Annotated in this window: 20 protein-coding genes and 1 pseudogene; 6 read left to right on the top strand and 15 right to left on the bottom strand. The window is 55.3% G+C overall.

Annotated elements, in window-relative coordinates:
• Nucleotide 1: 1 nt before the first annotated feature.
• The 3 genes from gltB to lepA form a co-directional block, all read right to left on the bottom strand.
• Nucleotides 2-4573 (bottom strand): glutamate synthase large subunit, encoded by a 4572-nt coding sequence (gltB, locus tag BBCT_RS04065; RefSeq protein ID WP_033513023.1) that lies wholly within the window; start codon nt 4571-4573, stop codon nt 2-4.
• 447 nt (nt 4574-5020) lie between these two features.
• Entirely contained in the window at nt 5021-6226 is a 1206-nt protein-coding gene (hemW, locus tag BBCT_RS04060) for a radical SAM family heme chaperone HemW (RefSeq protein WP_003835028.1), read from the bottom strand.
• Nucleotides 6226-8106, bottom strand: coding sequence for a translation elongation factor 4 (gene lepA / locus BBCT_RS04055; RefSeq protein ID WP_033513012.1), 1881 nt, complete (start codon nt 8104-8106; stop codon nt 6226-6228). Before lepA ends, hemW begins: the two co-directional genes overlap by 1 nt.
• A 156-nt stretch (nt 8107-8262) precedes the next feature.
• On the opposite strand from lepA, the gene rpsT reads away from it, so the two are divergent.
• Entirely contained in the window at nt 8263-8523 is a 261-nt protein-coding gene (rpsT, locus tag BBCT_RS04050; protein WP_003835031.1) for a 30S ribosomal protein S20, read from the top strand.
• A 98-nt stretch (nt 8524-8621) separates the two neighbouring features.
• On the opposite strand, the gene BBCT_RS04045 is transcribed toward rpsT, so the two are convergent.
• The 6 genes from BBCT_RS04045 to BBCT_RS04020 form a co-directional block, all read right to left on the bottom strand.
• Nucleotides 8622-9371, bottom strand: coding sequence for a trimeric intracellular cation channel family protein (locus BBCT_RS04045; RefSeq protein ID WP_033501185.1), 750 nt, complete (start codon nt 9369-9371; stop codon nt 8622-8624).
• Between the two features lie 174 nt (nt 9372-9545).
• A complete protein-coding gene (locus tag BBCT_RS04040) occupies nt 9546-10673 on the bottom strand; it encodes a branched-chain amino acid aminotransferase (protein ID WP_003835037.1) in 1128 nt (375 codons plus the stop codon).
• A 566-nt stretch (nt 10674-11239) separates the two neighbouring features.
• Nucleotides 11240-11653 (bottom strand): GNAT family N-acetyltransferase, encoded by a 414-nt coding sequence (locus tag BBCT_RS04035; protein ID WP_003835039.1) that lies wholly within the window; start codon nt 11651-11653, stop codon nt 11240-11242.
• Between the two features lie 85 nt (nt 11654-11738).
• Nucleotides 11739-12107 (bottom strand): fluoride efflux transporter CrcB, encoded by a 369-nt coding sequence (gene crcB / locus BBCT_RS04030; RefSeq protein WP_003835040.1) that lies wholly within the window; start codon nt 12105-12107, stop codon nt 11739-11741.
• A complete protein-coding gene (locus tag BBCT_RS04025; protein ID WP_003835042.1) occupies nt 12104-12622 on the bottom strand; it encodes a fluoride efflux transporter FluC in 519 nt (172 codons plus the stop codon). Before BBCT_RS04025 ends, crcB begins: the two co-directional genes overlap by 4 nt.
• Before the next feature lie 293 nt (nt 12623-12915).
• Nucleotides 12916-13512: a 50S ribosomal protein L25/general stress protein Ctc gene (locus tag BBCT_RS04020; protein WP_003835046.1), complete on the bottom strand. Its 597-nt coding sequence runs from the start codon at nt 13510-13512 to the stop codon at nt 12916-12918.
• Between the two features lie 283 nt (nt 13513-13795).
• Between BBCT_RS04020 and BBCT_RS04015 the strand changes: the two genes are divergently transcribed.
• Together BBCT_RS04015 and BBCT_RS04010 are read left to right on the top strand one after the other, a co-directional pair.
• Nucleotides 13796-14791, top strand: coding sequence for an alpha/beta hydrolase (locus tag BBCT_RS04015; RefSeq protein ID WP_003835048.1), 996 nt, complete (start codon nt 13796-13798; stop codon nt 14789-14791).
• A 41-nt stretch (nt 14792-14832) separates the two neighbouring features.
• Nucleotides 14833-15344: pseudogene (locus tag BBCT_RS04010) on the top strand (OFA family MFS transporter); the annotation flags it as partial.
• A gap of 647 nt (nt 15345-15991) precedes the next feature.
• On the opposite strand, the gene BBCT_RS09745 reads toward BBCT_RS04010, so the two are convergent.
• On the bottom strand, nt 15992-16177 hold the full coding sequence (locus BBCT_RS09745) for a hypothetical protein (protein ID WP_229027363.1): 186 nt from the start codon (nt 16175-16177) through the stop codon (nt 15992-15994).
• On the opposite strand from BBCT_RS09745, the gene BBCT_RS04005 reads away from it, so the two are divergent.
• The gene (locus BBCT_RS04005) at nt 16176-18224 is read left to right on the top strand and encodes an excinuclease ABC subunit UvrA (protein WP_231858090.1); all 2049 of its coding nucleotides are present in this window, start codon (nt 16176-16178) and stop codon (nt 18222-18224) included. The genes BBCT_RS09745 and BBCT_RS04005 overlap by 2 nt on opposite strands.
• Nucleotides 18225-18289: 65 nt before the next feature.
• Here the strand turns inward: BBCT_RS04005 and nrdF are convergent, their stop codons facing one another.
• The 4 genes from nrdF to nrdH all read right to left on the bottom strand — a co-directional run bounded on the left by nrdF (nt 18290) and on the right by nrdH (nt 22270).
• Nucleotides 18290-19282, bottom strand: a complete 993-nt coding sequence (gene nrdF, locus BBCT_RS04000) for a class 1b ribonucleoside-diphosphate reductase subunit beta (protein ID WP_003835055.1) — start codon at nt 19280-19282, stop codon at nt 18290-18292.
• A gap of 137 nt (nt 19283-19419) precedes the next feature.
• Nucleotides 19420-21603 (bottom strand): class 1b ribonucleoside-diphosphate reductase subunit alpha, encoded by a 2184-nt coding sequence (nrdE, locus tag BBCT_RS03995; protein WP_047750615.1) that lies wholly within the window; start codon nt 21601-21603, stop codon nt 19420-19422.
• A gap of 2 nt (nt 21604-21605) precedes the next feature.
• Nucleotides 21606-22040, bottom strand: a complete 435-nt coding sequence (nrdI, locus tag BBCT_RS03990) for a class Ib ribonucleoside-diphosphate reductase assembly flavoprotein NrdI (RefSeq protein ID WP_003835060.1) — start codon at nt 22038-22040, stop codon at nt 21606-21608.
• Nucleotides 22037-22270, bottom strand: coding sequence for a glutaredoxin-like protein NrdH (gene nrdH / locus BBCT_RS03985; protein ID WP_003835061.1), 234 nt, complete (start codon nt 22268-22270; stop codon nt 22037-22039). Before nrdH ends, nrdI begins: the two co-directional genes overlap by 4 nt.
• 498 nt (nt 22271-22768) lie before the next feature.
• Here nrdH and BBCT_RS03980 point away from each other — a divergent pair, with 498 nt between their 5' ends.
• Nucleotides 22769-23425: a TetR/AcrR family transcriptional regulator gene (locus tag BBCT_RS03980; protein ID WP_003835064.1), complete on the top strand. Its 657-nt coding sequence runs from the start codon at nt 22769-22771 to the stop codon at nt 23423-23425.
• A 73-nt stretch (nt 23426-23498) separates the two neighbouring features.
• The gene (locus BBCT_RS03975; RefSeq protein ID WP_033513019.1) at nt 23499-24782 is read left to right on the top strand and encodes an MFS transporter; all 1284 of its coding nucleotides are present in this window, start codon (nt 23499-23501) and stop codon (nt 24780-24782) included.
• Between the two features lie 594 nt (nt 24783-25376).
• Here the strand turns inward: BBCT_RS03975 and BBCT_RS03965 are convergent.
• A complete protein-coding gene (locus BBCT_RS03965) occupies nt 25377-26744 on the bottom strand; it encodes a hypothetical protein (RefSeq protein WP_003835071.1) in 1368 nt (455 codons plus the stop codon).
• Between the last annotated feature and the right edge of the window lie 112 nt (nt 26745-26856).

The following is a 26856-nucleotide window of genomic DNA, read 5'->3' as shown; positions in this document are numbered from 1 at the left end:
GTCAGCGCGCTCCTTCCATAACCTGCTCGTACACCTGTTCCCAGACGCCGGGCGTATTGAAATCGATATTGTTCTCTTCGGCGTTCTTCATCGCCTTCTGCATGGCGAGGAAGTGCTTCGGCACGATGTGTGTGAATCGCCTGGATGCATTCTTCCAGTCGGCGAGCAGTCCGGCTGCGAATGCAGAGCCGGTCTCTTCCGCGTGCTGCTTGACCAGGCCATACACGATTTCGTCCGACTCACTGTCGAGCGGTTCGAACAACAGTGCGCCATTGGTGGCGGCTACCGGATTGACCTGCTTCATGTCGAGATCGAGCACATACACGTGTCCGCCGGAGAAGCCTGCGCCGAGGTTACGGCCCGTGGTGCCGAGAATCACGACGGTGCCGCCGGTCATGTATTCGCATCCGTGGTCGCCGACGCCTTCCACCACGAAGGTGGCACCGCCGTTGCGCACGCCGAAACGTTCGCCGGCGCGGCCCGCCACAAACATCTGGCCGGAGGTGGCACCGAAACCGGTGACATTGCCTGCGATCACGTTCTCATGCGAATCAAAGGTGATGCACGCTTCCGGACGCACGATCATGCGTCCACCGGACAGTCCCTTACCCGCGTAGTCGTTGACTTCGCCGTATATGCGGATGGTTTCGCCGCGCGGAATGAACGCGCCGATGGACTGGCCGCCTGCACCGTGGAAGGTCATGTCGATGGTGTCATCCGGCAGACCTTCCTCACCGTAGCGCTTGGTGATCTCGTAGCCGACCATGGTGCCGAGCGTACGGTACACGTTGCGGATCGGCATCTCGATGCGCACCGGCTCCTTCTTCTCGAGGGCCGGCTGCGCAAGCTCGATGAGCTTGTTGTCGAGCGCTTTGTCGAGTTCGTGGTTCTGCTCGATGGTCTGATGCAGGATGGTTCCCGGAACCGGTCCCGGCTGCATGAGCACGTTGCTCAAATCGATGCCGTCGGACTTCCAACGCTTGATCGCTTCGTTCTGGTCGAGGCATTCGACATGGCCGACGGCCTCCTCCAAGGTGCGGAAGCCAAGCTGTGCGAGTAGCTCGCGTACTTCCTCGGCGATGAACATGAAGAAGTTGATGACGTGCTCCGGCTTGCCTTTGAAGCGTGCGCGCAGTTCGGGGTCCTGGGTGGCGATGCCCTGCGGGCAGGTGTTCTTCTGGCAGGCACGCATCATGACACAGCCTTCGACGATCAACGCCGCGGTGGCGAAGCCGAACTCCTCGGCACCAAGCAGGGCTGCGATCACCACGTCACGTCCGGTCTTGAGCTCGCCATCGCATTGCACGGTGATACGCGAACGCAGGCCGTTGAGTACGAGCGTCTGCTGGGTTTCGGACAGGCCGATCTCCCATGGGGTACCAGCGTGTTTGATAGCGTTGAGCGGAGCCGCGCCGGTGCCACCGTCGTAACCGGAAATCAGCACCACGTCGGCATGGCACTTGGCAACGCCGGCCGCGATGGTGCCGACGCCGAATTCGGAGACGAGCTTGACGTGGACGCGGGCCTTTGGATTCGCCATCTTCGCATCGTTGATCAGCTGCTTCAGATCCTCGATGGAATAGATGTCATGGTGCGGCGGCGGAGAGATGAGCTCGACGCCCGGGGTCGCGTGACGGACCTTGGCGATCCACGGCGGGACCTTGGCTCCCGGAAGGTGGCCGCCTTCGCCCGGCTTGGCACCTTGGGCGAGCTTGATCTGCAGATCGGTGGCATGCACCAGATAGTCGCTGGTCACGCCGAAGCGCGCCGATGCGATCTGCTTGATCTTGCTGTAACGCAGCGGATCGTTGATGCGGTCTTCGGATTCTCCGCCTTCGCCGGAGTTGGAACGTGCGCCGATGGTGTTCATGGCGATGGCGAGGGTCTCGTGCGCCTCCTGGGAGATGGATCCGTAGCTCATGGCGCCGGTGGAGAAACGCTTGACGATCTCGCTGGCCGGCTCGACTTCGCTGATGTCAATCGGTTTGCGATCGGACTTGAACTTCATCAGGCCGCGCAGCGTCATCAGACGGTTGGAGGTGTCGTTGATGTGCGCCGAATACTTCTTGAACATGTCGTAATCGCCACGCTGGGTGGATTGCTGCAGCAGGAAGATGGCCTCAGGATCGTTGAGGTGGTCCTCGCCGGTACGACGCCACTTGTATTCGCCGCCGGTACGCAGGTTGCGATGCGGGCGTGCGGTCCACTGCGACGGGTAGGCGACGCGGTGACGGATGGCGACCTCTTCGGCCAGCTCGTCGAGTCCGACGCCGCCGACGCGGGAGGTGGTACCGGTGAAGTATTCGTTGATGACGTCCTTATTCAGGCCGATGGCTTCGAACAGCTGCGCGCCACGGTAGCTCATGATGGTGGAGACGCCCATCTTGGCCATGATCTTGAGCACGCCGGTGGACAGCGCGTTGGTCAGGTTCTTCACCGCGGTTTCGGCATCGACGCTGAGATAGCCCTTGCGTGACAAGTCTTCAACGGATTCGAACGCCAGATACGGGTTGACGGCCGCCGCACCGTAGGCAATCAGCAGAGCGACATGGTGGATCTCACGCACATCTCCGGCCTCGACGACCATGGAGATCTGGGTGCGCGTGTGCCTGCGCAGCAGATGGTGCTGCACCGCGGAGGTGAGCAGCAGCGACGGGATCGGCCCCCACGTGTAGTTGGAGTCGCGATCGGAGAGCACGAGGAAGTTGGATCCGTTTTCGATGGCTTCGTCGACTTCCTGGAAGATCTCGTCGAGACGTTCCTTCAGAGCCTTGCCGCCGCCTGCGACCTGATAGAGGCCCTTGACGACGAACGGCTTGTAGTAGCTGCCGAGGATCTTGGCTCGGTCAAGGCGCTTGAGCTGCGCCATTTCGTCAGAGTTGAGCACCGGTAGCGGAATGAGGATCTTCTTGGCGTGCAGTTCGGAATCGGCCAGCAGGTTCGGCTCGGGGCCGATGGCAGATTCGAGGCAGGTCACGATCTTTTCGCGTTCCCAGTCAAGCGGCGGGTTGGTGACCTGCGCGAACTTTTGGGTGAAGTAGTCGAACAGCATGCGGCTGCGGGAAGAGAGAGCGGCCATAGGCGCGTCGTTGCCCATGGATCCGAGTGGTTCCTTGCCGGTGTTGGCCATAGGGGCGAGCAGCAGCTTCAGATCCTCTTCAGTGTAGCCGAATGCGCGCTGGCGGCGCTGCACAGACTGGCCGGAGTGGTTGACATGCTCTCGCTTGGGCAGCTGGCTCATCTCGACGGTGTTGCATTCGACCCACTGGCGGTACGGATGCTGGGATGCGAGGGACTTCTTGATTTCTTCGTCGGGAATGATGCGGCCTTCGTTGGTGTCGACGAGGAACATCTTGCCCGGCTCCAGGCGGCCCTTGGATACGATGTGCTCTTCGGCGTTCTCCGGAAGTACGCCGGTTTCGGATGCGAGCACGATGTAGCCGTCGTCGGTGAGCTGCCAGCGACCGGGGCGGAAGCCGTTGCGGTCGAGCAGCGCACCGACCTGGGTGCCGTCGGTGAAGATGATGTGCGCCGGACCGTCCCACGGTTCGATCAGCGTGTTGTTGTACTCGTAGAACGCCCTGACGTCGGGGTCAAGCTGGTCGTTCTTCTCCCATGCCGGCGGCAGCATCATGGAGATGGCATGTGGCATGGAACGGCCGGACAGGTGCAACAGTTCGAGGCATTCGTCAAACGTGCCGGAATCGGAGTAGCCTGGGGTCGCGATCGGCAGTAGCGGCTTGAATTCGCCGAGCAGCTCGGAGCTCAGGCGGCCTTCACGTGCGGACAGCCAGTTGCGGTTGCCTTGGATGGTGTTAATCTCGCCGTTGTGGGCCAGCTGACGGAACGGCTGTGCGAGCGGCCAGCTCGGGAACGTGTTGGTGGAGAAGCGGGAGTGCACGATGGCGATCTTCGCCTTCATGCGCTCATCGGAAAGGTCCAGAAAGAAGGGCTTGAGCTGCATGGTGGTGAGCATGCCCTTGTAGGTGATGGTACGTGCGGACAGGGACGCGAAGTAGATGCCCACCTCATGTTCCACGCGCTTACGGATGCGGAACGTCTTGCGGTCCAGTTCGATGCCGGCGAGCTGTCCTTCAGGGTCGGCCACGACCAGCGTCTTGAACGCGGGCATGCTGGCGAGCGCCTGTAGTCCGAGTCCGTCCGGGTTGGTGGGTACGACGCGCCATGCGAGTACTTCAAGGCCTTCTTCGCGCACGATCTTGGCGATAGCCTGCTCTTGCTGGCCGGAGGTGGCGATGTCACGGTCGAGGAACGCGATGCCGGCCGCGTAATGGCCTTCTTCAGGCAATTCCACGCCTGCGGTGGCGCGCATGAACTCGTCTGGCATGCTCATGAGGATGCCTGCGCCGTCACCGGTGTTCTCCTCGGCGCCGACCGCACCACGGTGATTGAGATTGACGAGCACTTCGATGGCATCGTCAATGATCTTGCGTTCCGGGCGCTTGTTGAGGGTGGTGACCATACCCACGCCGCAGGCGTCGTGCTCGGCGCCGGGATCGTACATACCTTGGGAATCATGGATCGTGAGATCTAACGGGGCGTGGAAAGTCACCGAAACCACCTTCAATGTTTTTGGGCAAGAAAAGTCTTGCGGTTCTTTAATGCGTGGTTTAGAATACCGCGCCCCTGTATCAAACACGTTTCATGTGTCCATATAACGAATACCCAAAAAAGTCAAGACCCTTTCGTGAGAGAAAATCAGACGATCATACGGGGCTCTGTACCCTCTCATGCAAGCAATGACAACCAATTGCGCGTTCTTTCCGTTGCGCGGGGTGAGGAAGTCCCGTTCGTCGAAACGCACGCTTCCTACCATCATAGGCGAGCTAGGTGGAATGAATCACATGCTGTGGGTCACCACCGCGCATGTGCTCGCCAGCACTGTCACAATACCGCATGATGCCAGCCAATCGGGAAAATCTTATTGAAAAACAGATGATTAATCGCGATTATCGGCATTGTGGATTATCGTTATCGCAATCTGTTGTCGAAAACTTTCTTACAAAGAGCATGCGTCGAAGAAACGCTCGATGACGGTGTCGTTGAGCAGGCGTCCGGTTCGGGTTGGAATCACACGTCCGTCACGGATCACGATGAGACCTTCGTCTTCCATGGGTTGGATGCGAGCCATATCAACCGTGTTTCCAAGAAGGCTCAAATCAAGGCCCTCACGTATGCGCAGACCAAGCATGATGATTTCTTCGAGGTTTTCCTCGTTGGAGATTCGTTCGCTTCCCGACCATGGCATATCGCCGGCGTTGATAGCCTGGCCCCACATGCGCGGATGTGCGATATCCCAGCTGCGCAAGCCCGAAGTTTTGACTGTTTCGGTTTTTTCCTTCGGCGTGGACTGTTCGACATCCAGCACATTGCCATAGTGGCTGTGCGCACCCGGTCCAAGTCCGGCCCAGTCGATATTGCGCCAGTAGCCGAGATTATGCTGCGATTCATAACCAGGCCGTGCCCAATTGCTGATTTCGTACCATTCAAGACCAGCCGCAGACAGCAAATCATCGGCGATCTCATATTTGGTCGCCTCATCGTCATCATCGGGCGTAGGCAATGTTCCTGCCGCGATCTGACGTCCCATTTTCGTGTTCGGCGCAACGGTCAACGCATATGCCGAAATATGGTTGACGCCCAAATCGATCGCCGTGCGTACGGAAGCACGCCAATCATCAAGGCTCTCCCCCGGCGCACCGTAAATCAAATCCACGCTGGAACGCATGCCGACAGCATTTGCCACGGCGATTCCTGCCGCCACATTGGCCGGAGTGTGCGTACGATCCAATATTTTCAGCACGCTTGGCACGGCCGACTGCATGCCGAAAGAGATGCGGTTGAATCCGCCGTTCGCCAATTCTTTCACATAATCGGCGTTCACCGTGTCCGGATTCGCTTCGGTGGTGATTTCCGCGTTCTCGGCAATGCCCCACGTATCGCGCACGGCATTCAGCATGGCCACCAGATCTGAGGCTTTCAGAATCGTGGGCGTGCCACCACCGAAGAAGACGGTGGCCGCTTCCGGTTCGTCAATGCCGTGCGCGATCTGCCAATCGCGAACGATCGACATCTCGCGAATCACCATGTTGGCGTAGTTGCCGCGCGATGCGCCCTCCCCCATGTCGACGGCGGTATACGTGTTGAAATCACAATAACCGCAGCGACGCATGCAGAATGGCACATGAATGTAGACTTCGAACATCAGCCTTCGGTCTTCTGAGCCGCACGAATCTTGTCTTTGGTGTCACGGTCATTGCCGGTCTCTCCGGTCGACAATGCGGCGATGAACGCCTCCTGCGGTACCTCGACATGGCCGAGCATCTTCATGCGCTTCTTGCCGGCCTTCTGCTTTTCGAGCAGCTTGCGCTTACGGGAAATGTCGCCGCCATAACACTTAGCAAGCACGTCCTTGCGCAAGGCGCGAATGTTCTCGCGTGCGATGATGCGGGAACCGATGGCGGCCTGAATCGGGATTTCGAACTGCTGGCGAGGAATGAGCTCACGCAGCTTCTTCGTCATCATCACACCGTAGGAATACGCCTTATCCTTATGCACGATGGCGCTGAACGCATCGACCTTCTCACCCTGAATGAGAATGTCAACCTTCACCAGATCGGCGGACTGTTCGCCGTCCTCATGGTAGTCAAGCGACGCGTAACCCTTGGTTCGGCTCTTCAACTGGTCGAAGAAGTCGAACACGATTTCGGCCAATGGAATACGATAATGCATTTCCACACGGTCGGCGGAAATGTACTCCATGGTGCCCATTTGGCCACGATGGTCCTGGCACAAGTCCATGACGGCGCCGATGAATTCCTTCGGAGTGATGATGTCGGCGGCAACCATCGGTTCGACGATCTGCTTGATCTTGCCGTCGGGGAATTCACTCGGATTAGTCACACGATACACGGAATTGTCTTCCGCAGTGACCTCGTACGGCACGTTCGGCGCGGTGGAGATCAGATCAAGATTGAATTCGCGGCTCAGTCGTTCGGTCACGATCTCCATATGCAGCAGGCCAAGGAAGCCGCAGCGGAAGCCAAAGCCTAGCGCCACAGACGTTTCCGGCTCATAAATCAGGGCCGCATCGTTGAGCTTGAGCTTATCGAGCGCCTCACGGAGTTCCGGATACTGTGCGTTGTCGATCGGGAACAGACCCGCGTAGACCATGGGCTGTGGGTCACGGTAGCCTTCGAGCGGATCGGCTGCGGGCTTGAGCGCAGACGTGATGGTGTCGCCCACTTTGGACTGGCTGACATCCTTCGCGCCGGTGATCACATAGCCGACTTCGCCCGCGCCAAGCGCCTTCGTAGGCATCATGTCTGGACTGATCACGCCGATTTCAATCGGATCATGGGTCATGCCGATACCCATCATGTGCAGTTTCTCACGGGAACGTAGCTCGCCATCGACCATACGAATGTAGGTGACGATACCGCGGTAAGAGTCGTAGACGGAATCGAAGATCAACGCACGTGCGGGTGCATCCGGATCTCCAGTCGGCGCCGGAACGTCGGCAACGATACGATCAAGCAGTTCGGACACGCCTTCGCCGGTTTTACCGGACACACGCAGCACTTCGGAAGGATCGCAGCCAATCAGGCCTGCGATTTCTTCGGCATGCTTGTCTGGTTCCGCGCTGGGAAGATCTATTTTGTTCAGTACAGGAATGATGGCCAGATCGTGGTCAATGGCCATATACAGGTTCGACAGGGTCTGCGCTTCGATGCCCTGCGTCGCGTCAACAAGCAGCACGGCACCCTCACATGCGGCGAGTGCGCGGGAAACCTCGTAGGTGAAGTCGACGTGACCTGGAGTGTCGATCATGCCGAGGGTGTATTCGGTGCCGTCGAACGTCCACGGCACGCGCACGGCCTGCGATTTGATGGTGATGCCACGCTCCTGCTCAATATCCATGCGGTCCAGAAAACGATCACGCATCTCACGTTCGGGCACGATGCCGCTGAGCTGCAGAATACGGTCTGCTACCGTAGACTTGCCGTGATCGATATGCGCGATGATGCAGAAATTGCGAATCAACGACTGATCGGTGAAACCGGGCTGGTTATGCTGCTGGCCCACGCCATCCTCCTCTTGAAATATTCGACGCAAACGATTCTAACTGCTAGTATCGGCATGGTGAGTCGCGACACTCCTGAGCCCGTTGGCGATTTATCCGCGCGCCATGTTATCATCATCGTTTGTATGTCCTTATAGAAAACGTCGTTTGGAGAAATAGTGGCAAACATCAAGTCGCAGAAGAAGCGCGTTCTCACCAACGAGAAGGCCCACAAGCGCAACGTGGCCGTGAAGTCCAGCCTGAAGACTGCCGTTCGCGCCACCCGCGAAGCTATCGCCGCCGGCGATAAGTCCGCAGCAGAAGCCGCCTACAAGGTCGCAGCTCAGAAGCTCGACAAGGCTGCTGGCGCTGGCGTAATCCACAAGAACCAGGCTGCTAACCGCAAGTCCGGTCTTGCCGTGGCCATTAACGCTCTCTGAGTTTTAGAAGCTCACAGCTAACAAAAACCCGCAGGTTCTTTCCTGCGGGTTTTTTGTTACGCAAATATCTTTTACGTTTAATTACTATCTCACTGCCGCTACTTGCGCTTATCACACTTGCGTTTTTCGGAATCCTTATCAGAATGAATGACCGGCCGTTTCAAATATATCGCTTCACTTGGCAGATATGTATTATGACGCACCAGCGCTCCCGGAAGCTGAATGTCGAAAATCACTGATACCAATCGCATGCCGACCATCAATGCGACAATCAGCAGATCAAGCACCACTTCGGCTGGAAAACTGACGATTCCAGCGTCCACGCCTTTGCAGACAAGCACCGTCAGTACGCATCCCACGGCGGATGGAACCGCATACCAATGTTTGTCACGAATCACCATCGGCACTTCGTTGATGAGCATGTCTCGAATCAGCCCACCGCCAAGCGCGGTGAACATGCCCAGAAAAACCGCGGTCATGCCTGAAGTGTGGTACATCATGGCTTTGCTGGTACCGTTGACTGCATACAATCCCAATGCCAGAGCATCCAACGAAAGCATGGACCATTTGAGCTTATTGATTTCGGGATGGCACACCGCTACAGCCACAGAAGCGAGCAACGCGACGATCACCAAACCCTTGTCTGACACGCCGACTGGTGGCGAAATACCTAACAGCAAGTCACGGATGATGCCTCCCCCCAGTGCGGTAAGCCATGTGGTGACAAGAATCGCGAAAATGTCGTAGCCTTTGCGCACGGCGGCAAGTCCGCCGCACATGCCGCAGCAGAACGTCGCCAAATATTCAATCCCCCAAAAGAAGGCATTACTCTCCAACGCCACCGGCATGCTTCCCTTCCCTCGCTCTCGGATTTCGTGACTTCCCATCGTACACAAGCAAAGCGTGAGGGCGGAACATGTGTTGCCCGACCGTAGGCTTGGCCGAACGACCTTGAGCGTGTCGAGCAACATATGTTCCGCCCTCACGCAGGATCAGAACCCATGAAAGTCAGTCGAGAAAAATCAGCAGACCTTCCACATCCAGTTGTGCGGATCTTCGATCTCGCCAAGCTGGATGCCCAGCAGCTGGTTGCGCAGGTTCACGGTGAATTCGCCGGAGTTGCCGTCGGCAACGGTCACATCGAACTTCTCGGACTTGAAACGACCGATTGGGGTGATGATGGCTGCGGTACCGCAAGCGAACACCTCAGTGACTTCGCCGGACTTGATGTCTTCGAGCAGCTGATCCAGGGCGATCATGGTTTCGACCACGTCGTGGCCGTTGTCCTGAATGAGCTGAATCAGGGAGCGGCGGGTCACGCCCGGCAGAATGTTGCCGGTCAGAGACGGGGTCTCCACATGGCCGTCCTTGTGCACGACCATCATGTTCATGCCGCCAAGCTCCTCAAGGTAGGTCTTGGTGGCGGCGTCGACGAAGCAGACCTGCTCGCAGCCGTGGTCGATGCCGGTGTATTCGCCCAGCAGAGATGCGGCATAGTTGCCACCGCACTTGGCGAAGCCAGTACCGCCAGGACCGGTGCGGAACCACTTGTCTTCAACCCAGATGCTAACCGGCTTCACGCCGCCCGGGAAGTACGGGCCGGACGGGGACGCGATCACGCAGTAGTCCACTTCCTGCGGAGCACGCACACCGAGGAACGGCTCGGAAGCGAACATGAACGGACGCATATACAGGGTGTACTCGCGGCGGGTCGGAACCCAGTTCACGTCACGCTTGACAAGAGCGGCCACGGAGCCGATGAAATCGTCGATCGGCAGTTCCGGCAGGTACAGACGCTTGGCAGAGTTCTGGAAACGCTCGGCGTTCGCATCCGGGCGGAACAGCCAAGTGGAGCCGTCGGCGTGACGGTAGGCCTTCAGGCCTTCGAAGCATTCCTGAGCGTAGTGCAGAACGGATGCGCCCGGGTCCATCTTCAGCGGCGCATACGGCTCGATGCGGCGGTCTCCCCAGCCTTCGCCCTTGGTCCAAGTCATGTGGGCCATATTGTCGGAGAAGACCTGACCGAATGCCGGCTTGTCGATGAGTTCGGCACGTTTGGCGTCGGAGGCCGGGTTTTCGTTCGGGAGCACGGTGAACTTCTCGGTGAGCTTGTCGAGCTCTGCCGGATCGTGATGATTCTGTTCAGTCATTCTTTACTTCTTCTTGTTGCAGCCGCCCGAAAGCGGCCCGCGGTTGTTGGTATTCCAGCGCTTGTGGCACCGGTTCTGGTTAGTAACTCTCCCACATCATAATCTCTTTCGATTACAAGCGTTCGCGATATGAGATAGGAAGAAACATCCTGCGAAAAAGTTGCCGCCCTCACGACTGTCGGCACCCGCCACAGCTTCGTTCGGCTAAAAAGAGCTCCCAGGGTTGGGCACTGTCAGGAGGCCTAGGGAACTGCTGTTAACTGCCATGGCATATCAACTTCCTTTGCTCCGGAAACAGCACAGCGGCACAACCTGCCATATATAAGTGAGATATCACATAACACGTCCAGAAATCTGCCATATATAAGCGAAATACAGCCTGCTCGCTCCTCTCCCAGCTATTCCAGCATGGACGCCCTTAGATCCGCCCTCGAAGTATGAGATACGACGTAAAGTGCACCAGCCAGTTTAAGAAAAATCTGACGCTGGACAAGAAGCAGAATAAGAATCTCGAAAAACTATTCGAGATAATCGAGATTCCGGCAAGCGGCGGCATGTTGCCTGTTTCAACGGCGTTCTCCCGGATTGCGGATCTGCATGGCCACGCCGTCTTCCATGATTGAGAAGCCGTGCTTCTGGTAGAAGGTAGCGTTCTTGCTTTCTTCCGGCATGACTTCAATATAAAGGTAGTCGCAGTATTTCTCTTTGACCATGACCACCAGATGGCCTGCGATGCCATAACCCTGATACTCCGGATCGACCAGCACGTAATGCATGTAAGCCACCATCTCAGTGTCATCAAGCACGCGCACCAAGCCTACCAAGCGGTCGCCGTCCCATGCGCTGAACACGGTGGACGATCCCATCAGAGCCTTGTGCAAACGTTCCGGATATTTGCCTGACACCCATCCGACGGATCGGAACAGTTGCCGCGTCCGCTCTTTGGTGAACTTCTTTTTATCGGTATACGTGATTCCCATAGTCCCGAGCGTGGTTGCATGCTACGCGCGGACTGAAGCCAGTCTCTATATTTGAACGTGATTTTGAAATCACGTTTACGTTGGCTCAGGCCAGCCAGTAACCGCACGCAACGGCCATGACGGGCACGACGACCGAAGCCAGAGCATAGCCGATGAAACAAGCGATTTTCCCATTGCGCAGGAGCGTAACCGTCTCGTTCATCATGGTTGAGAACGTTGAGAAACCGCCAAGAAATCCTGTTGCAAGCAATAGGCGGCAATCAGGACTTATGGTGTTCGCCGCGAACAATCCCGCCACCAAGCCGGCAAGCAGACCGGCCACAACATTGATGGCAAACGTCGAAAGCGGGAACGTTTTGCGCCACAATACCTTGATATACGAATCGCAGATATAGCGCGCGGCCGCGCCAACGCCACCGCATGCGCATACGCCGATCGCAAGCATTGCGCTCATCGGATCGCCTCCTTGTCAGCATGTTCGTCTTTGTTTCGTTCCGCCAACCACGAACCGCATAAGGCACCGGCGTAGGCGAGCGCAAAACCGACAATGAACGTTGCGCAACAATAGGTGAGGACGCCGGGAATCGCGTGATCGTCAATCATCATGAATTCTTCCAATGCGAGCGTGGACATGGTGGAAAGGCCTCCGCACATGCCCATGCCGAATCCACGATTCACGTATTCTTTTGCACGGCCTTTCAACAGACTGGAAGATCCCAGCCATGCGGAAAGCGCCGCATATACGAAGCAGGCCACCATATTGGCCGCGAACGTACCGACATGGAAGCCGCCCACGTCCGCAATGGACGAGCTCGCATACCGCAGTCCCGTGCCGATGCATCCGCCAAGGAATACCACCGCCACCACATCAAGCCGAATAATATGCTTATTCAAATGTTCCTCTCCTCCGCACCGTCTCACTTCGTCTCTCGTGCATTGTTTCCATGCATCGTCAGTCATGCTAGTCATTATTCGATTGGAATGCTGATGCATGTCACGTATTTACTGGAATCCTGCGTCAGATCATTGTCGAACGGGTTCATTGAACGCATGGGTGAGTATAGTCCGCATCCACCCGTTGTATCAATATTGCGTAAGGAATGCAGGATTTGCCGTCAGTTTCTTATGTCTTCCAGTTCACAGAACAGGTGTTGCCTGGGTACGAAAAAGCCCATGTGCGTCTGAACACATGGGCTTTTTATCATCTCTTACGGTTTTTCAAAACCGTAAGATGGAAGTTTGCTTCCTTAAGCTAGCTGAACTCACTCAGCGTCATCAGCCGGAGCGGCTTCGACCGGAGCAGCCTCACCGGCAGCATCTTCCGGCACCTCGACGGTGACGACGGACTCTTCCGGATCCTCGACGTCGAGCACAACGCCTTCCGGCAGCACGACATCCTTGGCGAAGACCTTGGAACCGTCGGTCAGACCGTCAACGTTAACCACGATCTTCTCCGGCAGGTTGGCGACATCGGCGCGAACCTTGAGCTCCTGGATGTCGACGAATGCGACGGCAGCGCCCTTCGGGGTGCCCTCGACGAACACCGGCACCTCGACGTCGATCTTCTCGCCGGCCTTGACCTCGTAGAAGTCAACGTGCTCGACGATGCGCTTCACCGGGTTGCGCTGAACGTCCTTGACGACAGCCATCTTGGTCTCGTCACCGAACTTGATGGTGAACAGAGCGTTGGTGTGACGCAGGGACAGGGTGGTTTCCTTCATCGGCAGCTGCACGAAGACCGGCTCTTCGCCGCCTGCGTACACGGTGGCCGGAATAAGGTTGGCAACGCGCATGCGGCGGGCAGCGCCCTTGCCGAACTCGGTACGGGCAGCGCCTTCGAGGGTAATGGTGGTAGCCATGGGCTATTTCTCCTTGTTTTATTCGTTCATTCTGTTTCGGCGCATCAACGAGCCGTGAATCAACCCACAAGGAGCCTACAATCACACGCCGAGTCGATTACGGAAGCCATACGCTTCCCTCGCCAAGACAACAGTTAACTAGTATACGGCGAGGGCGGACATCATCGAAAAACGTCACACATCAAAAATGCAAAAATCTGTCAAAGCCCACGAAAACGCCGTACGCACGTACAATCGATAGTAATTGTGAACAATCCGTCAATCGCAAGGAATCGAGACAGCAATGAAGCATGACAATGACACAATCGTTCGCGACATTCGCATCGCCACGGGAGCCATAACGGCTGCCTGTATCGCATCGTTGGCTGCGACTGCGAAATACCTGTTCCATTTCTGCATCGATACGCAATGGAAACGTTCCGTTTTCCATCAATCGCTGATTTCGCCGGAACGTATCGAAAAACTTCAGCAGGGTGAGGCAAAGGAAGCAGGAGAATGGTTCTCGCAAGCCAAACAGCCTGTGACGATTACCAGCGATGATGGACTTCGACTGCATGGATGGCTGTTCGACCCGGATTGCACTGCGCCAAAACCACACCTGTACGCAATCTGCATGCATGGGTATACCGGCGTACCGGAGGAAACCGCGAAATGGGCACATCGTTACGCCCGCATGGGCTTCACCGTATTGGTTCCGTCGCAGCGTGCCCAAGACTTGAGCGAGGGACGGTACGTCGGCATGGGCTGGCTTGAACGCAATGATCTACTGAATTGGATTGACCTTATCGTGTCGAGTGACCCCGACGCCCGCATCCTGCTGTATGGCGGTTCGATGGGCGCAGCAACGGTGATGATGACGACGGGAGACCCGCGCCTGCCGCGCAATGTGGTGTCCGCGATTGTCGATAGCGGCTACACGTCTGCACGTATGGTGTTCATCGACAACCTTCGGCATTCGTCGCATCTGCCAAAACCGCTTGCCGCGGTATGCGTGGACGCCGCGGGATTGTTCTGCAAACATTATGCAGGGTACGATTTTTCGGAAGCCACCTGTCTGCAGTCGCTCAGACATACCGTCATTCCGATGCTGTTCATTCATGGCGAACAGGACGACATCGTGAGCTCACGTTTCCTCAAGATCAATTACGAAGCGTGCTCAAGCATCGATCGAGAAAAGCTCATGATTCCCGACGCACGCCATATGGAAGCATCCGTCGTGGATCCCGAACTGTATTGGAACACCGTCAACACCTTCATCAAACGCGCATTCGAATTGTGAGCCATGAAAACTGTGTCAAGACTCACATGAGATTCCTCATGTATCTGACGCCGGTGAAAAACCTGATGCTGTGGTTCGCTGACAACAAGGGTCTCGCCACCGGCATCGCCGTCGCGGGATTCGGTCTGGCCAAGGCCATCGCAAGCCCGGTCATGCACTGGTGATTTTCATCATGTCCATCGCGGTGTGCGCGCTGCAGATTTTCACACATTCGATTGACAACGGCACCCTATGGCTGATTGTGACGATGCTGTTCCTTATCAACGCCGGCTATGGCGGCGGCTTCTCTACGCTGCCGGTGCTGCTTGAGCAGCACTTCGGTATGAAATCAGTGTCCACCGTGCACGGACTGGCTTTGAGCGCGTGGGCGTTCGCCGGATTGTCCGGCAACCAGCTGGCGTCCTTCGTCGTCTCCCATACGACGGACGCAGCCCACCGATACAGCACGCTGATTCCGATCATCACCGTACTGTACGCCGTCGCTCTCATATCCATCATCGCCGTGACGCTCGCCACGAAAGGCAAGAGCGCCAACGCCTTATCATCACGCTGAACAGCAATGACACATCGTTCAACACGCTGACACGGCGGATGAGCCCATCAACACCTTACACGGATGTTCTGGGCATTCGCCCGCAACCCGCCCCACGCCGGGGAACAGACTCCGGTCCTGTTCCCCGGCAAACTTCTTCCCATTGATATATACGATGTACATGATTCCTTCCTTTCCCAATCCATTTCTCCGTATTCCACCGCATCGTCTTCCGATTCACGCACACTGACGACAGCCGTGGAAACAATGACATCCCCTCCGTTGCGGTCGAATATATGGATCAAATACCACATGCCGCAATACCATGACGGATAAGGCTCCCCTGCCCACGTGTTTTTCCGCCACACAGGTACTGTAGCAGGTATGAAACAATCATCTGGAGCTTTCCCACCGTCCCGCATCGAAGTGCGCGGTGCCTGCGTGCATAATCTCAAGAACGTCGACGTCGACATTCCGTTGAACAAATTAGTCGGTATCGCCGGCATCTCCGGGTCCGGAAAGAGCTCTCTCGCTTTAGGTGTGCTATACGCTGAAGGATCCCGACGCTATCTGGAGGCTTTGTCGACGTATACCAGGCGACGTCTCACCCAAGCGAGTCGAGCGCAGGTAGTCGATATACGTCATGTGCCCGCAGCTCTCGCCCTCCATCAAAGACCTTCAGTGCCCGGCGTGCGATCCACGTTCGGCACGATGACGGAGTTGCTCAACAGTCTACGTCTGTTGTTCTCCCGTTGCGCCTCGCATGTCTGCGAGCATTGTGGCGTACGCAACCGTCCCACAATGAACGTGGCGGCCGAGTTGCCTATACGATGCGCATCCTGCAACCAACTCATGCACCCACCATCCGCCGAACAGCTGTCGTTCAATTCCGCCGGCGCATGCCCGACCTGCTCCGGAACAGGCATCGTGCGAATCGTCGACCGTGCTTCCCTAGTGCCAGACGAGACCAAAAGCATCGACGACGGCGCAGTATTACCATGGGGATCGTTGATGTGGGATCTGATGAAGCAGGTGTGCGGCGCGATGGGAGTGCGCACGAACATTCCGTTCAACCAGCTGACCGACGCCGAGCGGGACATCGTGTTCAACGGCCCGGCCGTCAAGAAGCATATTCTATACAAACCGAAGAAAGGCAATGATTTCGCCGAACTTGACTTCACGTACTTCAACGCCGTATATACCGTGGAGAATGCGCTCGCCAAAGCCAAGGATGAGAAGGGTATCAAACGCGTGTCGAGATTCCTCAGCGAGAAACCATGTCCGGATTGTTCCGGTACGAGGCTTTCACAGCAGGCTCGTCAACCGCAGATTCTCGGTATTGATCTGGCACAAGCCACGGCGATGACACTTGACGAAACGATACGTTGGGTGCGTTCAGTACCTAAGTCATTGCCGCAGGAGATGCGTGCGATGGCCGCAGCCATCTGCGAATCGTTCGAAGATACGGCCGAGCGGCTCGTGGAACTCGGATTATGCTATTTGTCGCTTGACCGCGCAGGTGCGACACTGTCCACCGGCGAGCGCCAACGTGTGCAGTTGGCCCGTTCGGTGCGTAACCGCACTACAGGCGTGCTGTATGTGCTGGATGAACCGTCTATCGGATTGCATCCGGCGAATGTGGATGGACTGTTGGGCGTGATGCGCGATTTGGTGGCTGACGGCAATTCGGTGGTTGTGGTCGATCATGATACCCGTGTGCTTGCCGCGATGGATCATTTGGTGGAGATGGGTCCAACGGCCGGTGCCGAAGGTGGTCATGTGATCGCTCAGGGTGCGGTGGCGGATGTTATGACGGCACCTGGTTCTCAGATAGCTCCTTTTCTGCGTGATGGTGGCAAAATACATGAGCGGGCGCGGCCGCAGATTGACTTAGATGCGATGTTCGCCAAGGGTCGGATTCATTTGGAGACGAATACCGTGCATACGGTGCATCCGTTATTGGTGGACATTCCGCGAGGACGTCTCACTGTGGTGTCTGGCGTGTCGGGTTCCGGTAAGACGACGATGGTATTGGAGACACTGGTCCCTGCGTTGCGCTCGGCCGCTGATGGTACCGTTTTCCCGAGCTCGATTCGCCTGATTGACGCGGATGGCATTTCGAAAGTGGAACTGATCGATGCCACGCCCATTGGAGCAAACATCCGTTCGACCGTAGCGACGTATTGCGGTGTTCACGATGATCTGCGTCGTGCGTTTGCGAAGACTTCCGATGCCCATAAGAAGAATCTCAAACCTGGCGCATTCTCATACAACACGGGCAAGTTGCGCTGCTCCACTTGCGATGGAACCGGTACCATTTCGTTGGATGTGCAGTTCCTGCCCGATGTTGACGTCACGTGTCCCGATTGCCATGGGACACGGTATGCACAGACCGCCGATGACATTCGATTGGTTTGCACGGACAGCGTCGCTCGTTCACTGCCGGAATTGATGTTGCTAAGCGTCGACGAGATGATGCCTCTATTGGATTTCCTACGCCCCGTTCGATCGAAACTGTCCACACTGCATGAGCTTGGCCTGGGGTATCTGACACTTGGCGAGCCAACTCCTGCGTTATCAGGCGGCGAAGCGCAACGGCTGAAGCTGGCCAGCGAAATGGGACGCGGACAGTCCGGTTCGGTATTCGTGTTCGACGAGCCGACGATCGGGCTACACCCGTTGGATGTGCTGGTATTACTACGCGTGTTCGACTCGTTAGTGGCCTCTGGGGCGACAGTTGTAGTAATCGAACATGATCTTGATGTAATCGCGAACGCGGATTATCTCATCGACATGGGTCCGGGCGGAGGCATGGCCGGCGGTCGCATCGTATGCGAGGGAACACCGGAAACGGTCCGTGCCTGTCCTGACAGCGTCACGGGCAGATATCTGCGTGGATGATCCGACGCGAACTCGCCCGTGACGGTTTCCCATAGCTGCTTTCCTCGGGGTTGTCTGGGATACAGTCAGAAATCCCAGTCATCGTCGTCGGTCTCGACTGATTTGCCCATTACGTACGAGCTTCCCGAACCGGAGAAGAAGTCATGGTTCTCATCGGCGTTCGGACTTAACGCGGCAAGGATCGACGGGTTCACGTCGCAGATCTCTTGTGGGAAAAGCGCTGGATATCCGAGATTCATCAACGCCTTGTTGCCGTTGTATCGCAGGAACTTTTCGACATCTTGCGTCAATCCGACAGGCTCGTAGAGGCTGCGCGTGTACTCCACCTCGTTGTCATACAACTCGTTGAGCAGGTCGTAGGTGTAGTCGCGCAGTTCGCCGCGTTTGTCCTCGCTGACCCGCTCAAGCCCTTTTTGATATTTGTATCCGATGTAATAACCATGCACGGCTTCGTCGCGGATAATAAGACGGATCACGTCGGCGGTGTTGGTGAGTTTGGCATGCGCGGAGAAATACATCGGTAGATAGAAGCCTGAATAGAACAGGAACGATTCCAGCAGCGTGGAGGCCACTTTGCGCTTGAGTGGACTATCCCCCTCGTAATAGTCGAGCACGATGCGTGCTTTCCTCTGCAGATACTCGTTCTCCTCGCTCCAAGAGAACGCCTCGTCAATCTGTCGGGTGGAACACAAGGTGGAGAAAATCGAAGAATAGCTCTTGGCGTGCACTGATTCCATGAACGCGATGTTCGTATAGACGGCTTCCTCATGCGGGGTAAGCGCATCGGGTATGAGGCTGACCGCGCCAACGGTTCCCTGGATAGTGTCAAGCAAGGTGAGACCGGTGAACACGCGCATGGTCAACGTATGTTCGGCCTCGCTCATTGCGCGCCAAACGGGCAGATCATTGGAGACGGGTACTTTCTCCGGCAGCCAAAAATTGCCGGTCAGTCTGTCCCATACCTCAAGGTCCTTGTCATCCTCAAGTTTGTTCCAGTTGATGGCACTCACACGGTCAATGAGCTTAATTCTCTGCCGAGGTACGGATATCGGCGCCATGATGGTTGTCCTTTCTAATCGTCGTCTTATCGTTGCGGCCGTATAACCGCCTGTATTCGTCCGGAGCCGTCAAGCGAAGTATCGCGCGGTAAACCAAACGAGACATGTCTTTTCCCTTTCCTTTCAAATCACGGGTCTCACAACATGCAACTGACGCAGCCTTGCACTTCGGTGCCAGACAACGCCTGCTGACGAATGCGGATGTAATATAGCGTTTTGATGCCTTTGCGCCATGCATAAATTTGCGCCTTGTTCAAATCTCGGGTAGTCGCCGTATCGGGGAAGAACAAGGTCAGCGACAGGCCCTGATCGACATGCCGCGTTGCCTCGGCATACGTATCAACAATGGCCTTCCAACCGATTTCGTACGCATCCGCGAAATACTGGAGATTGTCGTTGGTCATATACGGAGCTGGATAGTAGATCCGTCCAATCTTGCCTTCCTTGCGAATCTCAATCTTCGAGGCGATAGGATGGATGGAGCTCGTGGAATGATTGATGTACGAAATTGACCCAGTGGGCGGCACAGCCTGCAGATATTGGTTGAAGATACCGTCACGTATGATGTCGTCACGCAGACGACGCCAATCATCCTCGTCGGGGATATGGATGCCCCGCCGTGCGAACAGCGACGCGACTTTCCCGGTCTTCGGTGCCAGCGGTCGCTCGCCGTTCGTGTATTTGTCGAAATAGTTGCCTGCGCCTGTAGGCTTCGCATAGGCGGACCGTTCGAAGCCTACAAACCGTGTCCCGCGTTCGACTGCGAGCTCATGCGAGGCACGGTAGGCATGGTATGCAACGGTCATGAAGTACATGTCGGTGAAGTCGAGAGCTTCCGGTGAACCGTACATGATTGATTCTCTGGCAAGGAATCCATGGAGGTTCATCTGTCCCAAGCCGATGGCATGACCTTCGTCGTTGGCGCGTCGGATGGATGGCACACACGCGATGTCCGTACGTTCCGACACCGAGGTCAATGCGCGAATCGCACGTTCCACAGTTCGTCCCAAATCACCGTCCATCGCTTTGGCGATGTTGAGCGATCCAAGATTGCAGGACACGTCACGTCCCACGTGATCGTAGGACAGATCCTCATGATAGGTGCTTGGCTCCTGCACTTGGAGGATCTCCGAGCACAAGTTGCTCATGGCAATTCGTCCGTCGATCGGGTTGGCTCGGTTCACAGTATCTTCGAACACCATGTACGGGTATCCGGATTCGAATTGCAATTCGGCCAAAGTCATAAAGAACTCTCGTGCGTCGATATAGGTTTTCCCAATGCGTTCATCATCCACCATGTTCCGGTAGTTTTCACTGATGGAAACATCAGCGAAGGGTCTGCCCATGACGCGTTCGACGTCATATGGACTGAACAGGGCCATACGTTCGTGTCTCTTCGCCAGCTCGAATGTGATGTCGGGGATCACTACTCCAAGAGCCAAAGATTTGATACGGATCTTCTCATCCGCGTTCTCACGCTTGGTATCGAGGAAATGCATGATGTCCGGATGATGAGCGCTGAGGTACACCGCACCGGCACCCTGTCTAGCGCCCAACTGGTTGGCATAGCTGAAAGAATCCTCAAGCAGTTTCATCACAGGCACAATGCCGCTGGACTGATGTTTGATGCGCTTGATGGGCGCGCCGGCCTCACGCAGATTGCTAAGCAACAGCGCGACGCCTCCACCTCGCTTACTCAACTGCAATGCGGCGTTAATGCCACGCGATATGGACTCCATGTTGTCTTCGATACGTATGAGAAAACAGCTGACCGCCTCTCCACGCTGCGCTTTACCGAGGTTGAGGAAAGTGGGCGTCGCCGGTTGGAAACGCCCTGATACAAGTTCTTCGAAATACGATTCGGCAGCCGCATGGTCGCCGGCGGCAAGCGCGAGCGCAACGGCGGCTGCGCGTTGCGGGAAGTTCTCCAGATATTGTTTGCCGTCGAAAGTTTTCAATGCGTATGAGCGGTGGAACTTGAAGGCTCCGAGGAATGTATCAAATTCGAAGCCGCACTCATCCACGTTGCGGTAGAACCTGTCAAGGAATTCGGTGTCATATTGGGCAAATACGGATTCGTCGTAGTAACCGTCTGCGATGAGCCGACTGAGTCTGTCTTGCGTAGATTTGAAGTGGACGGTGTTCGGCAGCACATGCTTTTCGACGTACTCGCGTACGGCTTGAAGGTCTTTATCAAATTGGATGCGCCCCTGCTTGTCGTAGAGATTCAGCATCGCGTTAAGAGAGTGCCAGTCATGGGCGCGATCGTAGGAGGTTATAACGTCGGTTGCTACGTGTGGTGTCGTTGAATCTTTTGGCATGGTTATCGTTGTTCCTGTTGTGTGTATTCGTCGAAAAATCTGCGCAGTCCTTCGCGCACGGCCGTAGTGTCTTCCGGAGTGCCCATCAGTTCGAACCGGTAGAGTAGCGGTACGCGGCATTTAGCCGCGATGATGTCACCTGCGATGCCGTAGGCTTCGCCGAAGTTGGTGTTACCCGATGCGATGACTCCGATGATGCCACTGCGGTTGCGTTCATCATTGAGGAATCGTTTGACTTGCACGGGCACTGCTTTGCCGATTGTTCCTCCGCCGTATGTAGGTGTCAGCAAGACATAGGGCTCATCCACATGCAGTTCCGGCTCATCCGGCCGCAGCGGAATGCGCATTACGTGGATGCCGAATTCATCCAATCGGCATCCCTCAACGAAGCGTGCCGTATTGCCCGATGCCGACGAGAAGTACACCAGCGCGCTCACCGGCAGCGAGCCTCCAGCTCGTGGATTTTGTCGGGACGATACCCGGACCAGGATTCGTCGTCTGCGATGATGACTGGCATCTGCCGCCATCCTTCGTTCCGCAATCTGTCGGAAATACGTGCGTTGGCCGTAATGTCGACAGTCGTATACGGAAGGCCTCGTTTGTCCAATTGGCGTTTTGTCGCCGTGCATTGCGGGCAGTTTGCTTTGGTGTATAACGTAATGTTCATGTTCCACGTCCTTTCACGACCGTACGTCGTTGGTACGTGGCACACATTATCCGAACGAAAATAAAAATCAAGACCACAACATACAGTGTCTCGTCACATTTTCAAACACTATATACGGCGTGTTTCCAGCATTGGCAACAGTTTTGAAGTTCTAGAGCAGGACGTGGGCCGGATTTGTGGGATTTTTCACATCGGATGCAATCGTTCTTCACTAAAAGCCCCATGCCATAAAAGGCATATAGGAACCAGGGTCTTATTCTCCTTCGGGAACCCAGCCGTCACTCACTCAAGTTGACCTTGGACGCCCAATCATGCACTAACCGCAGAAAAGACAGACATCCCGCACCCCGGCAACGCAGATTCAGGTTTCTTTGCAGAAATCCGCAGAGATTCTTTCGGCACACTTTTCGACCGATCTGGGAGGCATCCAACATACCATACCGACCAACGGTATGTATAATGTTGGTGTATTCGACTCCACCATTGAAGGAGAGGCATATGGCGCGCAATGCACACCCTGAGGTGACGCGACAGCGAATCCTTGACGCCGCGAAAAAGCTGTTTGCGCAAAAGGGGTATGAACGCACCACGATTCAAGATATTCTCGACGAGCTCGAGGACCTCAGCAAAGGCGCTATCTACCATCATTTCAAAAACAAAGAAGCGATGCTGCATGCGCTAGTAGATTCCGACAACGAACGACTTCTTCCCCAAGCAAATCAAGAGGATGACTCACGAAACGGATTGCAAAAACTACGCAATTCGCTCATGCTGCAGATTACCGACGCCGAACATATGACCCTCATGCGCGATGCATTTCCCCTGCTGAACGACCCGAAAATCCTCGCCGAAAATCTTCGCATCTGGCGAACCGACAGCACTAAAATCGCATACGACTTCATCCAGGAGGGGTTAAAGGACGGTTCAATCACAACCGAATACCCTCAAGAAGCCGCGGAACTTTTTTCACTGCTGTTCAATTACTGGCTAGCCCCAAACTTCTACCCCATCACTACCCTTAGTGAATTCAAGCATCGCATCCACTGTCTTGGATTGATTATGGACTCGCTCGGAGTTCCACTTATCGATCACGCCAGTGATATGGAAGATCGGCTTGCGGAAGGCTTCTTCCTACTCGCCAGCAATCCGCAATAAAAGCTCGGCAATGTCAATCTATCTTTATTTGTACCGTTTTTTCATACCGTCAGTCGGTATCGAAAGGAATGACATGAAAAACTCGTCAGAAACGACGCTCCAATCCAGCTTGCGCTCTGCAAACTTCATCCTGCTTGTACTCGGTCAAGGCATTTCCTTGTTCGGCAATACCATGCTCCGATTTGCCATGTCCATGTGGGTGCTGGACGAAACCGCATCATCCACGACCTTCGCCACCGTGCTGACCATATCCGTCATTCCGACCATACTTATCAGCCCATTCGGAGGTATCATGGCCGACCGAATAAGCAAACGTGCCATGATGGTGGCGCTCGATATCATCTCAGGAATCGTCACACTGCTCGCGACTGTGTTTTTCGCACTATCCGGATTCAACATTCTCGTCATCGCCATCATGCAGGTAGTGTTGGCTGTACTCGATGCGATGGAAACTCCCGTCGTACAATCCGCACTGCCACAAATCATCGGAAGAGAGTCCTCCACTGACCTTCGCCGAGGCACGGCCATCATCAATCAAGTGCAGCAGCTCAGCCAATTACTCCCGAGTTTCCTAGGCGGCGTGATGTACGGGCTGGTTGGCATTCGACCGATGATGCTCATCACCGCAGCATGTCTTATGTCGGCAGCCATGGTTGAATGCTTCATCAGACTCGCGAAGCCCCTATCGAATCAAGATGATACCGGCATCTGCCTGCTCGGCGTCATTATTGGCGATATGCATTCGGCGACCGCTTTCCTGCTTCGCAAGGAGCCGACCGTAGCACGATTAGCCGGTGTTTGCACATGGATTAATCTGATACTGACTGGATTCAGTTCAGTAAGCTTTCCTTACATTATTCGAACTACGTTAGGCTACGATGCGGCGACATATGGTCTATGCGATGGCATTATCGGCATTGCCGGCATAGCGGGAACATTCATTGCTGGATGTTTCGCCAACCGTTTGAAATCACAAAACGCCCCTTCGTTGTTGTTCGTGGAAAGTCTTATGCTGCTTCCGCCGGCCATCGCTTTCCTGCTTCCATGTTCAACGCAAACCAAGCTCATCATGCTGGTATTCTGCACTGCGGTAGTCATAATCTCCGTTGATTTCTTGAACCTCATTCTCGTGCCATCTATTCAGATGAGGACGCCAACCGCGTTTACCGGCAAGGTCATGGCCATTATTTCATCGTTGACGATATGCGCCCAGCCACTCGGGCAAATGCTTTACGGATGGCTGCACGCACATTGCACGGTTTGGCTTATTCTACTGATCTCAGCACTGGCATCACTACCCTTGGCATGGCTGGCTCACCCACTGTTTACGCACCTTGACGATACGATTTCCAAGTAAGGCAGGGTGACGAACGAGCAGCGGTCATTTGACTGCTTGGTTCAGCGGTCCGCGGCGTTTCATCCATGTATCGAAGCCGAGGCAAATCAACACTAAATTGCGCCAAGAGCCACATCTGCCGGACCAAGATGAAAATATCCCATGAACAGATAGACGAGTGCGATATTGAAACACTGATTCCCAAGCTGGCCGGAGCCACTTGGCTGAATCACTATCTTGAGAGCCTGCCGAATCTGGAAAGCCCAGAAACAGATGTGCAGACAAGTTATCAGCATGCGACGTTCAACGGTTGACATCTGTTATACAGGAATGTTCGATCGGGGTTCTTTGGCACGGCATATCCAAAATTGCTACACCTATGCGGATCCGACGCCCATGCTGGTGGAAGTGAATTGCGTAAACGAGAAATTCTGACTGACATCCACACAGAAGTTCACCACAGATAGATACGTGAAAGCATTTCGCGAATTGTTGGAGCAATACGGCATAGCATGCACCGAGATTGAAGAGACAGAGCTCATCAGAACGTTCCTCCATTCAATCTCGGCGCAACCATGATACATACGCTTTGACGTTCGCAATCTAAGAGGCCGATCAGTCGCCGACTGAAACCGGCCTCTCCTCGTTTCCTCCCGTCTCATCCACGCTTCCCATGTATGGATCCATCAGATCGATATATTCTTTCGCGTCATGAGCTAAAAGCGCACGCGTGGCACGTAGGGATTCGACATCTCTCGGAAAGCGGTACAGCGCAACCATTGTCGACAGATCCCTAAGCCCGTTACAGGTGTCCATTAATTGTTTCTTCTCCTTTCGCGGTGCGAAAAGCGCATCATCCCTACTTTCCGGTTCCGGGAAGCAGATATACCCTCCCAATGTCATCACCAACCCCATCCCTTTAACGGATTCAGTCGTTCGTCTCAGACTTTCCACTCCCTGCTGGAACATCTTGTCATCACGGGTCCGGAACCCTTCAGTAAGGGGCCGCGAGCCCACTGCCCCCAACAACGACAGGGCAAGATCATGCAGGTACAGCGGATCCTCCCAAATGTTCGTCACCTGATATGCGCCCTTCTGGTAAACGCGCTCCATGATTTGCGAAGCTGATTCAGTCTGCTTGTTCCACAAAACACGATACGCTTCCACGATTTTCCCCGCATCGTACAGATACCGCGCATCCATACACGCCGGATATTCAAGCAACATGGATTCGGCAAGGTCGGCATTGCAAGCATAGTCCAGATCGGCTTGAATTCTAAGATCGCGCAGATGGTCGCACAGATTGCGATAGGAGAAGTCTTCATCGCATCCGGAATCCACCACTTTCGGATCGTCCCTCAGCATGCACATGCCGATACCGCCATATCCAAGCACCATCAACGCAACCTCGGCCGCACGCGGCTCTTCCTCACCCCAACGCAGCAGACTGTATGCGGCCAGCCAGTATACTTCCTGCAAATATTCAGCCATGCAGGCCAGTCTCTTCTTTTTGCCAGTAACGTATTTTCCGCCCTTTTTCTTGCTTCTCCGAAACACATCCTTGGTGCAGGTCAATCCAATCTGGAATGGCATTCTGCTGCTGGGCCTTTGCAAAGCCACCGCCATCGAAGCGTCATTGATCATTTCATAGAGCCAAACGCTCATACCGTACTTACGCACGATGTTACGGCATCCATCAAGAAAATTCGCATCATGCTCAACCAGATCATAATCGAACGAAATCATGGCCCACGCCAGATTCGCCACCCATGATGTGCTGCAGAATAATTCTTTCCCCAGTTCACAGACTTTTTCGTCAAAAAGCGAAAGAGGCCCGATTTCACCGTATTCATCGTGGATTTTCCCCAATTCCGCAAAATATTTGCCAGAACTGTATCCATCAAAACGCTCGATAAGTTCTTCGATCGTTGCCAAAAATCCCTGTTCATCCATATGGAACGGGCCAGTGATTATTTCCGCCATGTGCAACTCCTTTGTTGTAGGGTGCACCTACTGTCTCATATTCAAATCATCTTGCGCCACCGAACCTTGGAAATCTGTGGATATGTGGAAAACTCCACCCATATCCACAGGC

Origin of the sequence: Bifidobacterium catenulatum DSM 16992 = JCM 1194 = LMG 11043, assembly GCF_001025195.1 — a bacterium.
Lineage (GTDB): Bacteria > Actinomycetota > Actinomycetes > Actinomycetales > Bifidobacteriaceae > Bifidobacterium > Bifidobacterium catenulatum.
Note: the sequence above shows the minus strand (reverse complement) of the source record. Positions and strands in the feature narration are given on the sequence as shown.

Excerpts from the sequence above, each read along its gene's own strand:
- nrdH (WP_003835061.1), bottom strand. The coding sequence starts at position 22,270 with ATGAACATTACGTTATACACCAAAGCAAACTGCCCGCAATGCACGGCG.
- BBCT_RS04020 (WP_003835046.1), bottom strand. The coding sequence starts at position 13,512 with ATGGCTACCACCATTACCCTCGAAGGCGCTGCCCGTACCGAGTTCGGC.
- BBCT_RS04035 (WP_003835039.1), bottom strand. The coding sequence starts at position 11,653 with ATGGGAATCACGTATACCGATAAAAAGAAGTTCACCAAAGAGCGGACG.
- BBCT_RS03975 (WP_033513019.1), top strand. The coding sequence starts at position 23,499 with ATGAAAAACTCGTCAGAAACGACGCTCCAATCCAGCTTGCGCTCTGCA.
- BBCT_RS04005 (WP_231858090.1), top strand. The coding sequence starts at position 16,176 with ATGCACCCACCATCCGCCGAACAGCTGTCGTTCAATTCCGCCGGCGCA.
- nrdE (WP_047750615.1), bottom strand. The coding sequence starts at position 21,603 with ATGCCAAAAGATTCAACGACACCACACGTAGCAACCGACGTTATAACC.
- crcB (WP_003835040.1), bottom strand. The coding sequence starts at position 12,107 with ATGAGCGCAATGCTTGCGATCGGCGTATGCGCATGCGGTGGCGTTGGC.
- BBCT_RS09745 (WP_229027363.1), bottom strand. The coding sequence starts at position 16,177 with ATGAGTTGGTTGCAGGATGCGCATCGTATAGGCAACTCGGCCGCCACG.
- BBCT_RS04040 (WP_003835037.1), bottom strand. The coding sequence starts at position 10,673 with ATGACTGAACAGAATCATCACGATCCGGCAGAGCTCGACAAGCTCACC.
- hemW (WP_003835028.1), bottom strand. The coding sequence starts at position 6,226 with ATGTTCGAAGTCTACATTCATGTGCCATTCTGCATGCGTCGCTGCGGT.
- BBCT_RS04025 (WP_003835042.1), bottom strand. The coding sequence starts at position 12,622 with ATGACTAGCATGACTGACGATGCATGGAAACAATGCACGAGAGACGAA.
- BBCT_RS04015 (WP_003835048.1), top strand. The coding sequence starts at position 13,796 with ATGAAGCATGACAATGACACAATCGTTCGCGACATTCGCATCGCCACG.
- BBCT_RS03965 (WP_003835071.1), bottom strand. The coding sequence starts at position 26,744 with ATGGCGGAAATAATCACTGGCCCGTTCCATATGGATGAACAGGGATTT.
- BBCT_RS03980 (WP_003835064.1), top strand. The coding sequence starts at position 22,769 with ATGGCGCGCAATGCACACCCTGAGGTGACGCGACAGCGAATCCTTGAC.
- BBCT_RS04045 (WP_033501185.1), bottom strand. The coding sequence starts at position 9,371 with ATGCCGGTGGCGTTGGAGAGTAATGCCTTCTTTTGGGGGATTGAATAT.
- nrdF (WP_003835055.1), bottom strand. The coding sequence starts at position 19,282 with ATGGCGCCGATATCCGTACCTCGGCAGAGAATTAAGCTCATTGACCGT.